This window comes from Sedimentitalea nanhaiensis DSM 24252 (genome assembly GCF_000473225.1).
Taxonomy (GTDB): Bacteria; Pseudomonadota; Alphaproteobacteria; order Rhodobacterales; family Rhodobacteraceae; genus Sedimentitalea; species Sedimentitalea nanhaiensis.
Genome location: NZ_KI421510.1, coordinates 120,522 through 134,407, shown reverse-complemented (window position 1 = coordinate 134,407; position 13,886 = coordinate 120,522). Strand labels below are relative to the sequence as shown.

The 13,886-nt window shown below is 64.5% G+C and carries 13 protein-coding genes; 3 read left to right on the top strand and 10 right to left on the bottom strand.

Annotation, left to right across the window (positions count from 1 at the left end):
- Positions 1-6: 6 nt before the first annotated feature.
- The 10 genes from NANH_RS0124360 to NANH_RS0124315 are packed head-to-tail and all read right to left on the bottom strand — an operon-like array spanning position 7 to position 10,907.
- Entirely contained in the window at positions 7-1,128 is a 1,122-nt protein-coding gene (locus NANH_RS0124360; protein WP_027264373.1) for a CaiB/BaiF CoA transferase family protein, read from the bottom strand.
- Entirely contained in the window at positions 1,125-1,943 is an 819-nt protein-coding gene (locus NANH_RS27215; RefSeq protein ID WP_036051583.1) for a citryl-CoA lyase, read from the bottom strand. Before NANH_RS27215 ends, NANH_RS0124360 begins: the two co-directional genes overlap by 4 nt.
- A complete protein-coding gene (locus NANH_RS0124350) occupies positions 1,940-4,051 on the bottom strand; it encodes an acetate--CoA ligase family protein (RefSeq protein ID WP_198952314.1) in 2,112 nt (703 codons plus the stop codon). Before NANH_RS0124350 ends, NANH_RS27215 begins: the two co-directional genes overlap by 4 nt.
- Entirely contained in the window at positions 4,044-4,535 is a 492-nt protein-coding gene (locus NANH_RS0124345; protein WP_027264371.1) for a MaoC family dehydratase, read from the bottom strand. Before NANH_RS0124345 ends, NANH_RS0124350 begins: the two co-directional genes overlap by 8 nt.
- Positions 4,532-6,046, bottom strand: a complete 1,515-nt coding sequence (locus NANH_RS0124340) for a class I adenylate-forming enzyme family protein (RefSeq protein ID WP_027264370.1) — start codon at positions 6,044-6,046, stop codon at positions 4,532-4,534. Before NANH_RS0124340 ends, NANH_RS0124345 begins: the two co-directional genes overlap by 4 nt.
- A 10-nt stretch (positions 6,047-6,056) precedes the next feature.
- Positions 6,057-7,229: an acyl-CoA dehydrogenase family protein gene (locus NANH_RS0124335; RefSeq protein WP_048534161.1), complete on the bottom strand. Its 1,173-nt coding sequence runs from the start codon at positions 7,227-7,229 to the stop codon at positions 6,057-6,059.
- A complete protein-coding gene (locus NANH_RS0124330) occupies positions 7,222-7,971 on the bottom strand; it encodes an SDR family NAD(P)-dependent oxidoreductase (RefSeq protein WP_027264368.1) in 750 nt (249 codons plus the stop codon). Before NANH_RS0124330 ends, NANH_RS0124335 begins: the two co-directional genes overlap by 8 nt.
- A 19-nt stretch (positions 7,972-7,990) precedes the next feature.
- Positions 7,991-9,280 (bottom strand): TRAP transporter large permease, encoded by a 1,290-nt coding sequence (locus tag NANH_RS0124325; protein WP_027264367.1) that lies wholly within the window; start codon positions 9,278-9,280, stop codon positions 7,991-7,993.
- 2 nt (positions 9,281-9,282) lie between these two features.
- Positions 9,283-9,852: a TRAP transporter small permease gene (locus NANH_RS0124320; RefSeq protein ID WP_139236335.1), complete on the bottom strand. Its 570-nt coding sequence runs from the start codon at positions 9,850-9,852 to the stop codon at positions 9,283-9,285.
- An 11-nt stretch (positions 9,853-9,863) separates the two neighbouring features.
- Complete coding sequence (locus NANH_RS0124315; RefSeq protein WP_027264365.1) at positions 9,864-10,907, bottom strand: TRAP transporter substrate-binding protein; 1,044 nt, start codon at positions 10,905-10,907, stop codon at positions 9,864-9,866.
- 312 nt (positions 10,908-11,219) lie between these two features.
- On the opposite strand from NANH_RS0124315, the gene tnpA reads away from it, so the two are divergent.
- Genes tnpA through tnpC form a run of 3 tightly spaced genes read left to right on the top strand, consistent with a single transcriptional unit; the run spans position 11,220 to position 13,585 of the window.
- Positions 11,220-11,627, top strand: coding sequence for an IS66-like element accessory protein TnpA (gene tnpA, locus NANH_RS0124310; RefSeq protein WP_027264364.1), 408 nt, complete (start codon positions 11,220-11,222; stop codon positions 11,625-11,627).
- Positions 11,621-11,974 (top strand): IS66 family insertion sequence element accessory protein TnpB, encoded by a 354-nt coding sequence (tnpB, locus tag NANH_RS0124305; protein ID WP_027264363.1) that lies wholly within the window; start codon positions 11,621-11,623, stop codon positions 11,972-11,974. Before tnpA ends, tnpB begins: the two co-directional genes overlap by 7 nt.
- A gap of 54 nt (positions 11,975-12,028) precedes the next feature.
- Positions 12,029-13,585, top strand: a complete 1,557-nt coding sequence (gene tnpC, locus NANH_RS0124300; protein ID WP_027264362.1) for an IS66 family transposase — start codon at positions 12,029-12,031, stop codon at positions 13,583-13,585.
- Positions 13,586-13,886 lie beyond the last annotated feature (301 nt).

Sequence of the window (13,886 nt, the reverse complement as noted above, 5' to 3'; positions counted from 1 at the left end):
CGGTCCTCACTCCAGCTTTTCGGCTTGGTCCAGAATTTCGGCCTGATGCTCGCCCACTGCCGGGACGTGGCCCGCCGGATCACTCATCCCAGCCATCGGCACCGGGAAGGCCATCACCTGGGCCGCGCCGGCTGAGCGCACCATCCCGCGCGCCTTGAGCTGCGGGTCCCGGGCCAGATCCTCCAGCCCGTTGACCGGGGCGAAGGGAACATCCTCGGCCTCGAAGATCTCCGCCCAATGCGCATAGGGACGCGCGGCGATCAGCGGGGTCAGGGCGGCGCGGATATCATCCGTGCGGTCGGTGCGTGCGGCGAAGTCGTCAAGCGCAGGATCGTCGAAGCCCGTCATCCCGGTGGCACGGATCAGGCGGCGGAAGAAATGCGTCTCGATCGCGCCGATGGTGATGTATTTACCGTCGGCGGTCGCGAAGATACCATAGGCGGCGCGGCGCAGGATATCGGCCTTTGTGATCTCGCGCCCGGCCTGGCGTCCGGCGTCCCACACACCGTAGCGCGGGGCGACCCAGCTGGCCAGCGCGTCGGTGATCGCCACGTCCAGATACTGGCCCCGCCCCGTGGCGTCGCGTCCGTGCAACGCAGCAAGAATGGTGATGATGGCATACATGGCTGCCGAGAGATCCCCGATCGGCACGCCCGTCGTGTATTCAGGCGGTCCGTCGGGCGCGCCCGAGATCGCCACCGCGCCCGCCATCGCCGCGTAGTTCAGATCATGCCCCGGCCAGTCGCGCGCCGGCCCGGTCTGACCATAGCCGCTGACCGAACAGTAGACGAGGCCGGGATTGAGCGCCGAAAGCGTCTCATAGTCGATGCCCAGCCGCGCGGTCACGCCCGGGCGATAACCCTCGATCACGACGTCCGCCCGTTTGGCCAGCCGCAGGAAAGCCGCGCGGTCTGTGTCATCCTTTAGGTTCAGGGCGATGCTTTTCTTGCCGCGGTTCACGGCGGCAAAGAGGCCGGGGAACATGGCGCGCGCGGCGTCGCCCGCAGGACGTTCGACCTTGATGACCTCGGCCCCCATCTCGGCCAGTTGCTGCGTTGCATAGGGCCCAGGCAGAAGCTCGGTCAGATCGAGAACGCGAAGCCCCGAAAGCGGTGCAGTGCCGGTCATTTTTGCTCTCCTGTGCTGTCTGCGCGGTCCGGGTCGGCAATCCCGGCGCATTCCGCCGAGTCGTCCTGTTCCAGGATCATGTCCCAGATCTTCTGACCCTGCGGATTTTCGAGCTCTTCCATCAGATGCGCCAGAAGCCCGGCGGATCGGCCAATCAGGGCGAAGGCCCGCGCCCAGATCGGGGCAAGCCCCATGTCCGAAACGGTGGCCCCGACCGCGCCGGCGGCGTTGATGGGCAGCAGACGTCCATATTCCTCGCGGGCGGCGGCCTCGACGGCCGCCATGAAGCGCCAGTGCCGCCCGTCGAACCCATTCTCGCCGGCGATCCGGCGCAGGACCGGCGTGCGGGGGTCGCCGTCGACATGGATCGGATGACCGAGGCCTGGCACGATCCGGCGCGCCGCGCGAAAGGCGCGCACGGCCTCTTGCGCGCGGGCGGCATAGGCTGCGTCGTCGTCGCTGTCGGACAGCTCGCCGATCTCGTCGCGGGTAAAGGCCGCGGCGTTCTGCATGGTGCCGAGAAAATGGTTCCCCGCGCCCAGCAAGCCCGCGGCCACCGCACCCTGAAGCGATTCCGGCGCGCCGAGAATGGTCATCCGCGCGGCGATGGCGCTGGGGGTAAGGCCGTGATCGGTGGCGGTGACGATGATCGCGTTGGTCATCGCGCGGGTGCGGGCATCCGGCTCTTTCCCCGTGGCGGTGAAATAGATCATGTCGACGAAATCCATCTTGCCCAGGATCTCATCGGCCAGATCGCGCCCGCGCACATAGATGCGGTCGCGGGTGGTGAAACCGATGTCCGTCTTTACCGTCATTGCCTTGCCTTTCCTTCTATCTCGGTCGGAGCGCGCAGGATCACCGCGTCAAGCACCGTCGCACCCGCCGGACCGGCGCGCACCGGATTGAGATCCATCTCCGCGATGTCGCCGCGCGCACCCAGGGCGGCCAGGATCACGAGAAGATCGGCCAGCGCGCCCAGATCGGCGCCGGGGCGGCCGCGCAGCGGACCCAGCAGTGCGCGTCCGCGGATCTCGTCGATCATCGCCAGCGCCTCGTCCCGCCCAAAGGGCGCGGCGCGGTGCGTGACGTCAGAAAGCGCCTCGACCATCACGCCGCCGAGGCCGAAGCTCACCACCGGGCCGAACACCGGATCGCGGTGCAGTCCCGCCATCACCTCGACGCCCGGCCCCTGTTCCATGCGCTCAACCAGAGCGCGCTCCAGCCTGTGCCCCTGTGCTGAAAGCGATGTCATCATCGCGCCCCAGGCCGCCGCCAGCGCCTGCTCATCCATCAGCCCGACGGCCACGGCCCCGGCTTCGGTCTTGTGCAGAAGACCGGGCACCAGCGCCTTGAGCACCACCGGAAAGCCGATCCCGCGCGCCGCCTCGCCTGCCTGTCTGGCACTGGTCACGACCCGTCCTTCGGGCACGGTCAGACCCAGGTCGGCCAGCACCGCCTTGGCGGCAGCCTCGTCAAGCTCGCCGGGCGGAAATGCGGGTAGAGCAAGCGTGGAGGTCCCCGAGGGGCTCCAGTCGCCGCGCCAGATCAGCCGCTTCAACGCCGTCACTGCCTTGCCGAGGCTGCGAAAAGGCGCCAGCCCTGCCGCGTTCAGCGTGGCATAGCCAGCGGCGCGATGCCCGCTCATCCAGACCGGCAGGAGCAGAGCCGGGCTGTCCGGCGCCAGCGCGACCATGTCGTCGGCGGACCGGTCGGTGATCGGGCCGTAGTCGGCGGGAATCGGCAGAAGCACAACATCGGTGGCCGGGTCCCGCGCCACCAGCGACAGGCAATCGCGGTTGAGCTTGTCTTGGGTGAAGACCTGGGTGGTCAGGTCCACCGGGTTATCGACCGCCGCATAAGACGGGGCCAGCGCACGCAACCCCGCGCGGGTGCCGGGGGCCAGTTCGGACAGGATCAGCCCGGCGCTGCCCACCATATCGGCGGCCAGCGCCGCTGTGCCACCCGAGAAGGAATAGACGCAGATCCCCCGCCGCGGGGCGATGCCGACGCGCTCGAACAGCGCCACCGTATCGATCAATTCGTCCAGATCCTCCACCTCGACGATGCCATGCTGGCGAAACAGTGCCGAGGTGACCGCCGCCGATCCGGCAAGCGCGGCGGTGTGCGAACGGGTGGCAGCAACGCCATAGTCCGACTTGCCCACCTTCATCGCCACCACCGGCTTGCCGGCGCGAGCAGCGGCGCGGGCAGCTGCCAGAAAGCGCGGCCCGTCGCGGAAGCCTTCGGCGAGAAGGGCGATTACCTTTATGTCGGGATCGCCCACCATGTGGTACACGACATCGGCCATGGTCAGGTCGGCTTCGTTGCCGGTAGAGCACCACAGGCCAACGCCGATACCCCGTTCGCTTGCCTGGATGAAGGCGCGGCCAAGTCCGCCGCCCTGGGTGACAAGCCCAATGCCGCCGCCCAGCGTGTCGTTCTTGAATACCGGTGAAAAGGTCAGCCCAAGGCGGCGGTTGATGTTGCTCAGCCCTGGCGAGTTCGGCCCGTAGATGCGCATCCCGCTTTGCCGGGCGATTTCAGCCATCTCGGCTTCGACGGCACGGCCCTCATCCCCGGTTTCGCCAAAGCCAGAGGTGAAGACCACCGCAAACCCCGTTCCTGCTGCCGCGCAATCGCGCAAGGCGCCCACCACCGCATCGGCTGGAAGGCACACCACCGCCACATCGACGGGGCCAGGCAAGGCCGACATTGCAGAATAGGCGCGCAAACCATGCACCCTTTCACGCCCGGGGTTGACCGGAAAGATCTGCCCATCGAAGTCGGAATGCTCGGCAAGGTTCAGCAAGGTGTCGCTGCCCACGCTACGGGGCCTTTCACTGGCGCCCAGGATCGCCACGCTGCGTGGCGACAAGAGCCGCGAAAGATCGGGAAAGTCGCGGGCGACCACCGGCTCAGCCACCTTGCGGCGCCCGCCGGACGAGCAGTTTCCAGACCCCTTCCACCACGGTTTCGCCACGCTGGTTGATGACCTCGCGCCGGAACGACAGGATGCCGCGTTCGGGTTTCGAAGTCTCGCGCTTCTCGGCTACGGTAACGCGCACGCCAATCGTGTCGCCGATGAAGGTGGGGTTGGGAAAGCTGCACTGCATGTCGAGCAACCCCAGAAGCGAGGGTTCCAGGAACGTGTTCATCAGCATCCGCGTGGTCAGCCCGGACATCACCGACACCACCAGAAGCCCGTGCGCGATACGCTGGCCAAAGGCCGAATCGGCGGCATATTCGGCATCGACGTGCAGCCGGTTGAAGTCGCCTGACAGGCAGGCGAAATTAGCCACGTCGGCCTCGGTGATGGTACGGGTGGGGCTATCGAACTGGTCGCCTTCGTTCAGGTCCTCCCAGTAGAGTTGCTGGCCCTTGAGGGCCGAAAGATCGGGCCGTGTCATTGGGTTTCCTCCTCTGGCAGCGCTAGCACTGCCTCTTTCAGTTCAGCCTTGAGAACGCGGCCGGTCAGGTTGCGCGGCACCGCCGTCATAAAGACCACGCGCCGCGGGCGCTTGTATCGGTCAAGCCGGGTTTCGGCATGGGCGATCACATCGGCCGCTGTCAGCTGCGCGCCCGGCGCGGGCACGATCACTGCGCAGATCGCCTCGGTCCAGTGCGGATCGGGCAGGCCGATGCAATGCGCCTCGGCAATCGCCGGGTGGCCGGCCAGCGCCTCCTCGATCTCGGGGGCGTAGACATTGATGCCGCCGCTCTTGATGATGTCGCGCTTGCGACCCGTGAACCAGAGCAGCCCTTCGTCGTCGATCCGGCCCAGATCGCCCACGGTCAGATAGTCGCCGCGCCGGGTTTCAGCGGTCAGCGCCTCATCCTTGTAATACCCGTCGTAGCGGCTTTCGCTGCGGGTGCAGATCTCGCCGACCTCGCCCTGCGGCACCTCGTTTCCATCGTCGTCCAGCAGTTTGAGTTCCACCCCGAAGAAGGGGCGGCCGACGCAGTTGCCCGCAAGGTTGCGGCGCAGATCCCGAGCGGTCAGGTTGGCATAGGGTCCTGCTTCGCTGGAGGCGGCATAGATCATCAGCGCATCGCCGAACTTGTCGAGCGCGGCACGCTTGAGGTCGAGATACATCTCGCCGCCGCCAGATTGCAAAGTCCCCAGCGACGACAGATCGGCGCTCGCGAACCCCTCGGCCTCGACCATCCGCTGGAGCATGGCGGGCAGCAGCATGGTGGCGGTCAGCCGCTCGTCTTCGATCAGCCGTAGCGCGGCGGCCCCGTCGAAGCGGCGCATCAGATAGACGCTGGCACCCAGATAAAGCGGCAGCAGCGTATAGGTGCAGCCGGCCGACAGGCAGATCGGCAGCGCCGACAGCGCCCGGTCGTCGGGGCGGAAACGCTGCTCGATGGCGCGTTCCTCCATGCCGAAGAGACTGCGCAGCGCGCCCTTGGGCTTGCCGGTGGTCCCCGACGTGTGCAGCATGATCGTGGTGCCGTCCTGCCCTTGCGGCGGATCGGGCGGTGTGTCTGCCAGAAGGTCCGACAGGCGCGGCAGTCCTTGCGGGGCCCCGTCGCCGATGGTGACGATGTCGTCCACCACGGTCCGGAACAGATCGGCATGATCCAGCGCCGCATCGCCCAGCAGCAGGGTTTTGCTGTCCGAGCGGGCAACCACATCGGCCATGACTTCGGGCGCGATGCGATAGTTGATCGGTGCGGGAATTGCGCCTAGCCCCGTCACCGCCACATAGGCGGCAAGGAAATCGGGATGATTTTCCGAGATCACCGCCACCTTGTCGCCCGGTCCGATGCCGCGCCGCGCCAGCACCGTCATCATCCGTTCCACCCGGTCAAGGAAATCCGTATAGGTCTGGCTCCTCCCCTCGAACACCACCGAGGGTTTCGTGGGGAACCGCCGCGCGTTCAACCTCAGGGCCTGGAGAAAGGTCATCGGCATGGCCGCCTCCTCAGGTGAAGGCCGAGATCCCGAGAACCTCGCGCCCTATGATCAATGTCTGGATTTCCGATGTGCCTTCGGGGATCAGCCCGCCGCGCGTGTCGCGGAACAACCGTTCGACGGGGTAGTCGGTCGAATAGCCCAGCCCGCCGTGCGCCTGCAGCGCCATCGAGGCCACCTCATGCGCCGCCTCGCTGGCATAGAGCTTGGCAATCGAGCATTCCTTGCGCCCAGGCAGACCCGCGTCCAGCGCTTGGGCGGCACGGTCAGTCAACGCGCGCGCCGCTTCGGTGCGGATGGTCATGTCGACGATCAGCTTCTGCACCAGCTGATAGCTTCCGATCACGTTGCCGAACTGCTTGCGCGTCTTGACGTAATCGGTGGACAGGTCCAACGACCGCTGCGCCGCGCCCACCGCGCCCGCCGCCACGTTGAGCCGGCCATAATTCAACCCCGTAAGGATCGCCTTGAGGCCCTTTCCCGCAGGACCCAACAGGTTTTCCTTTGGCACCTTTGCGTCTTGAAAGGCCAGCTGCGATGTCGCGGTGGCCTTGATGAACATCGTGCCCACCCGCGAAGCTTCGAAATCGGTCTCCTCGAGGTCCACGATGAACAGACTCAGATCGCCATCACAGCCTTCCGTGAATGTCCGTGCCACCAGGATTCCGACCCGGCCGTTGACGCCGTTCGTCGTCCACAGCTTGCCGCCATTGATCAGCCAGTGGTCGCCCTTGTCCTCGGCGCGGGTCTGCACCGAGGCAACATCAGAGCCGTGGTCGGGTTCGGTGATCCCCACCCAGACCGGCATCTGGCCAGCCATGACGGGTTTCAGCCACTTTTCCTTCTGGCGCGCATCGCCCAGGTGGTGGAACAGTGCGATCACGATGTTCACGGTGTTGAGCAGAACCCGGAGTGAAAGCCAGCGGTATCCTGCTTCCTCCATCATCATCGCCCAGGTGCGATAGCTGAGGCCGTAGCCACCGGCCTCTTCCGAGAGAAGCCCGCCAAGATAGCCGAACTGGCGTAGCTCGCCCATTATCGCCCAGGGCAGATCGCCCGTCGCCTCGCATTGCGAGATGCGCTCTTCGGTCAGCTCGCGCGCCATGAAGCCCCGGATGCTGTCTCGCAGCATCCGCGTCTCTTGATCCTCGACACAGGCGGAGGCCGGGACATGTTTAGCCATATCGCCCCCCGGTGATGTGAAGCGTCTCGCCCGAGATGTATTCCGCCGCATCCGAGGCGAGGAACACCACGCCGTTGGCGATGTCGCGTTCGTTGCCAAGGCGCTGCACGGTATTCATTGCCAGAGCGCGCGACTTTATCCGGTCGTAGTTTGGAAGCGCCTCGATCATCTCGGTGGCGATGAACCCCGGCGCGATGGCATTTACGGTGACATTGAAGCGCCCCTGTTCCATCCCCAGCGCCCGGGTGAAGCCGATGATGCCGGCCTTGGCGGCGGCATAGTTGGTCTGTCCCGGATTGCCGAGATAGGCGCGAGAGGAGATGTTGATCACCCGGCCCCACTTCTGTTCCATGAAGTACGGCACCACGGCGCGCGAGCAGGTATAGGCACCCTTCAGGATCACGCCCACAACAGCGTCCCAGTCCTGTTCGGGCATCTTGGTGATGTAGTTGTCGCGCGGAAATCCGGCATTGTTGACCAGGATGTGGACGGCGCCAAATGCTTCGATCGTGCGCGAGACGAGGGCTTCGACCTGTGCCTCGTTCGTGACATCGCAGACCACGCCGATCGCGTCGTATCCGTCGGCCTCAAGAGCGGCGCGGGTGGCTTCTGTGGTTTCGGGGTCGATATCGGTGATCACCACCTTCGCCCCCTCTTCGGCCAGCGCGCGGGCGGTCACTGCGCCGATCCCGCGACCCGATCCGGTGACGATAGCCACCTTGTCCTTTAGTCCCAGTTCCAAGTTACGCTCCTTCAGGTTGTCAGTATTCGCCCGAGAACACGGTTACGATCTCGGGAAAGAATGCGATCAGGGCCAAGACCGCGAACTCGGCCAGCACGAAAGGCAGCACCCCGACAAAGACCCGTTTAAGAGGTACGCCGGTGATCGAGCTGGCGACGAAAACGTTCATTCCGATTGGGGGGGTAATCAGCCCGATTTCGACCGTTTTGGTCACCAGGATGCCGAACCAGATCGGCGAATAGCCAAGCTCCATGACCATTGGAAAGACGATCGGCATGGTCAGGATCAGGATCGCCAGCTGATCCATCACGCAGCCCAGCAGGATGTAGATCAGGATCAGGATTAAAATCACCACGCCCGGCCCGATCTCAAGCCCTTGCACGTACGAAACCAGCGCCTGCGGTGCCATGGTCAGGGTGACAAAATAGCCGAAAATGTGCGCCCCGATAATAATGGTGAAGATCATTGCAGTCGGGCGCGTTGTACGTTCGAGCGCCCCCATGAATTCGCGCCAGCCCATACGTCTGAGCAACACGGCGGCAATCATGATCGCGCCAAAGCAGCCGACCGCGGCGGCTTCGGTCACGGTGACAGCGCCAGAATAAATCCCGGCCACGACAAAGACGAACAGCAGAACCACCGGCCAGATGTCGCGCAGTGACGCGAAGCGCTCACGCCACCCATGGCTTTGCACTGGTGGCGCCAGATCGCGGTTCAGCGTCGCCCAGACCATCGTGATCCCGGCAAAGCTGAGCGCGGTAATGAGACCCGGCAGAATGCCGGCAATGAACAGCCCGCCGATCGAGGTTTCGGTGATGATACCGTAAACCATCAGCACAACCGAAGGCGGGATCATGATCGACAACGTCCCGGCGGCCGCAACCGTGCCTACGATCATGCCGCGGTCATAGCCATATTTCTCAGCCTCGGGCGCGACGGTGCGCGCCATCGTGGCCGTCGCCGCGGTGGACGAGCCCGAAACCGCCCCGAAGCCTGCGCTGGTAAAGACCGTGGCCACGGCCAGTCCGCCGGGCAAATGGCCCACCCACCTGTTGGCGGCGCGGAACATGTCCGACGAAATCCGACTGGCCGACAGGATCTCGGCCATCAAGATGAACAAGGGAATGGCGGTCAACAGCCAAGAGGCGGTGTTGCGATACGGGGCCACCGACAGGATGCCGAGCGCCAGATTGAGCCCGCCGATCAGATACAGGCCGACGGTGCCGGCGATGCCCATCGCGAAGCCTATCGGCATCCCGACGACGAGAAGCCCCGCCAGCAATAGCGACACAGGTGCAAGAAATTCCATACTCAGCCAATCCGATCCGAAGCGCCGCGAAGGTGCTGAACGTCACCCGCCGCATTTACGAGAAGGCGCAGAACGATCAGCACGCAGCCAATCGGCGCAATCACAAGCGTGGTGACGAGAGGCGCGTCGATGTCGCCGGATGTGCGATATCCGAAGTCCCACGCCTTAAGCGCCTCGCGCGAGGCACCGTAACAGATCAGCGCAAAAAACGCGGCCGCTGCCAATCGCAAGACGACATTGAAACCGGCCCGCAGCCCTTCGGGCAGAGCATCAAACACTATCCCCACTCGCACGTGGCCATCATACATTTCCAGATAGCTCAGGCTTCCGAACACGATGATGGGCATCAGATATAGCTCTGTAGCGCCAATGACCCCTTCGATCGGGTCATTCAGGATATAGCGCGTAAAGACCTGTATGAGGATCAGCACCAGCATGACCATCATCGCAGCGCGCGACAGCCAGTTCATCCCGGTATCCACCCGGTCCATCGCTCGGCCCAGAGGACCGTGCAATCCAACTCTCGGCGACGGCACGGCGTCCTCTCGGGGATCAAGATCGTGACGGGACACGGTTGCGCGCCTTACTGCGTCTGGTGCTTTTCGATGTTCGCACGAAACATCTCCAGCACTTCGCCCGCAGGCAGTCCGCGCTCTTGCAGACCAGAGACCCAGGCATCGAACACCGGCGCTGTGGCCGATTTGACCTTTTCGCGCTGCGCTTCATCCAGAACGATGACCTCGATACCGCTGTCCCGCATCTTGTCCTCAAGCTCGGCGGCCGATCGGTCGGTTTCTTCGGCAACTCGCTGCATCGCCTCCTGCGACGCCTGTTGAATGGCCTGTTGATGCTCTGGCGACAGATCCTGCCAGACCTCCTCGCGGATCGCGTAGGGCGCCCAATACACAAAAACATCCAGACCCAGAACGGCGGTATCGATTACCTCGTCCAGCTTGTAGGAATAGATGCTGGTGGTGGGAAAGATCGTGCCGTCGACGGTGCCGGTGCGGATGGCCTGATAGGTTTCCGGGCTGGGAATATCAACCGGCGCGCCCCCTAGGGCCTTGACCGACTCCGCCATGTTCCCGGCAATGGTTTTCAGTTTCAGCCCTTTGATGTCATCAATGCCGCTAACATCCTGGTCGCGGGTGAACAGGTTGTAGGTCGAGGTCATTACACCCCAGACTGGGCGCATCCCGTTGGCCAGGAAGTCGTTTTGCAGGATCGGATCCGACGTCACCGTTTCAAAAAAAGCGGGCGTCCCGACAACGCTCTGCGAGAAAAGGCCAGGAAGCGTGTGCACGCCCGCCAGCGGCATCGTGCCCCCGTTATAGGCCGGCGGAACATAGCCGATGTCCACCACGCCTGTCTGCACCATCGAGAACATATCGCGCAGCGAACCCAACTGACCGGCACCGAAATACTGAAACTTGACCTCGCCATCGGTCAGCTCGGTTACGCGGTCCATCCAGTAGGTGGTGCCGGTCTCGACGATGTAGTGGCCGGGCGGAAAGGTATCTGCAACCTTGAGTGTCACTTCGGCCGCCGCAATTTGCGGCATCGTTCCGACCGCGATCACCAGCGCCGCCCCTGCGGCAAACCGATCGAGTTTTGTGTTTCTTGTCATGGCAGTCTTCCTCCCTGTGGCGTTGTCGATCAGCGCACCATGGTGCGGTGAACCGGTCAATGTTTATGGGTGGCCGGGAGCGCAACTGTCGCGAGATCACACATATATGCGAATACGCGAACTGAATCCGCGGCGACGCAACAGAGAAGATCGAACGCCAATCGTGGGTGGGAATCTCCAGCGCTTTCACGGCCGAAAGAAAGGATTCCGTGGCCTGCCGATCAACAGTAAGCGGCGGCTGCGCCCCACGTTGTAGATGAGCTCCGGCACTGCGAGGTGATATCCATCTCATGATGGGGAGTGTGTTTCGCAATGTGCGCGACAAATTCGTTTCTCAGATCTCTGGGCGTCGAGATCTACGGGTCAGGTCATCGGCGCTGGCCGGACGACGTGAAGGCTCGCGCTGTGGCAGAGACTTTGGAGCCGGGAGCGACCGTGAATGCGATTGCCGAGCGATATGACATCCGCCCAAACCAGCTCTCGGCTTGGCGGCGTCTGGCAAAGCAGGGCCAGCTGGTTCTTCCTCCGGCGGAACTCGGAGAGCCGGTCTTCGCGCCTCTGGTCATTTGCGATCCGACTGAGACGCCCGAGCTTTCCGACGCGAAGCCCCAGCAGGTGATCCGGATCGTCAAGGGAACAACCCGGATCGAGCTGTCTTCTGACACGTCGGCAGGTCAGATCGCCGCGATCGTGCGCACTCTGGAAGCGCCTGCATGCTGATGCCGTCTCAAGGGGTCCGCATCCTGGTGGCGACGAAGCCGGTAGACTTCCGCAAGGGGCATGATGGACTGGCAGCCTTGGTGCAGTCGACCTTGACCGAAGATCCGTTCACCGGGACGGTCTTTATCTTTCGGGCGAAGCGCGCAGACCGGATGAAGATCCTGTTCTGGGACGGCAGCGGTCTCGTCATGGCCTACAAACGGCTGGAGGAGAGCACCTTCACCTGGCCCGCGATCCGGGATGGTGCGATGACCCTGAATCGCGCCCAGTTCGAGGCGCTGTTCGCCGGGCTGGACTGGCGGCGGGTGCGGTCTCTGGAGACGCGCGCCCCCGCTGTGGCAGAGTGACTCAGGGCGGGGAAAGCCGGCCTGACAAACGCAGGAGCGGGATATGATGCCGCCATGTCCAGCGCCCTATCCCTCGACCTGTCGGCCATTCCGGAAGACCAGCGTGACGCTGTTCTGGCCGTCCTGCGCGAGCGTGATGCACTCAGGGAAGCCAACAAGCGCCTCGAGCACCTCGTCGCCGAACTGAACCAGGTCGTGCATGGCAAAAGGTCCGAGAAACTGAGTGAGGACGAGCGGCAGCTGGCCTTCGAAGATCTGGAAACTGCCGTCGTCGAGGCAGAGGCCCAGCAGGATGAAGACGCCACGGCCTCGTCCGGTCCGCGGCGATCCAAGGTCGCCCGCCGCAATCGGGGCAATCTGCCTGAGAGCCTCCCCCGGATCGAGCAGATGATCGAGCCGGCCAGCCTGGAGTGTCCCTGCGGCTGCGGCACGATGCACCGGATCGGCGAGGACCGCAGCGAGCGGCTGGACATCGTGCCGGCCCAGCTCCGCGTCATCGTGACGGTTCGACCCAAGTATGCCTGCCGTGCCTACGCCGAAGGGGTCACCCAGGCGCCAGCCCCTGCCTTCCTGATCGAGGGCGGGCTGCCGACCGAGGGCGCCATTGCGTATGTGCTCGTCGCCAAGTTCGCCGACCATTTGCCTCTCTATCGCCAGAGCCAGATCCTCGCGCGTTCCGGGATCGACCTTCGGCGCAGCACGCCCGCCGATTGGGTCGGCACCGCGGCCTTCCACCTTGCCCCGGTGGTCGACCGGCTCGCCGAGCACCTGAAGGGCTCGGGCAAACTCTTCATGGACGAAACGACGGCGCCGGTTCTGGAGCCCGGGCGAGGCAGGACGAAGACTGGCTTCCTCTGGGCGCTGGCCCGAGATGATCGGGGCTGGGGCGGCGATGACCCGCCCGGCGTGGTCTTCACTTACCGCCCGAGCCGCGCCGGCGTGAACGCGGAGCAGATCCTGCAGGGCTTCGACGGCATCCTGCAGCTGGACGGCTATCCCGGCTACGATCGGCTGACGCGCCCCTCGCGCAAGGGCGGCGCGCCGATCACGGTTGCGCACTGCTGGGCACATGCCCGCCGGAAGCTGAAGGAAGTCTTCGACCGTGATGGATCGGAGATCGCCGCCGAGGGGCTGCGCCGGATCGCCGAGTTCTACCGGATCGAAACCGAGATCCGCGGCATGGGACCGGGACAGCGCCTGTCGGCGAGACAGACACGCACCGCGCCGCTGGTGGCCCAGTTCGGCGAATGGTTGCAGAGCCAGCGCCGCCGGATCTCCGCCAAGTCCCGCCTCGGAGAGAAACTCGCCTATATCCACCGGCAGTGGGACGGGCTACAGACCTTCCTGCAGGACGGACGCGTCGAGATCGACTCCAATGCCGTGGAGAATCTCATCAGGCCGATCGCCCTGACGCGGAAGAACGCACTCTTCGCCGGCCACGACGAAGGTGGTCGGACCTGGGGCCGCATCGCCTCGCTCATCGCCACAGCAAAGATCAACGAAATCGTACCCTTTGTCTATCTCAAGGCGACGCTCGAGGCGATCGCGGCAGGGCATCCCGCGAACCGGATCGACGAGTTGCTACCCTGGAACTTCAAGCCGTCGAGCTGAACTCCGGTGGGGCGTAGACGCCGCTTACGATCAACACGATGATGGTCGGCCTCTTTCGCGGCGCCTCTCTTCAAGCCGGTATTCTTGGGGCGGGCCGAAACCGTGGTCGCACTGCTCTGGGCAGCGCATCCTACACCGCCCGGCCTTCGGGGATGCCGGTGCTAACGACGCCCCGCCGGTCAGGCTCAACCTTGAGCCTGACGCGAAGAGGCTATTTCCGCCGCCTGAAAACGGACCCTGACATTGGCAAGTGGCGCGTTTCGTCCGCGCCCCCCAAGTCCCGTCTTCGTCAAGCCGGGCC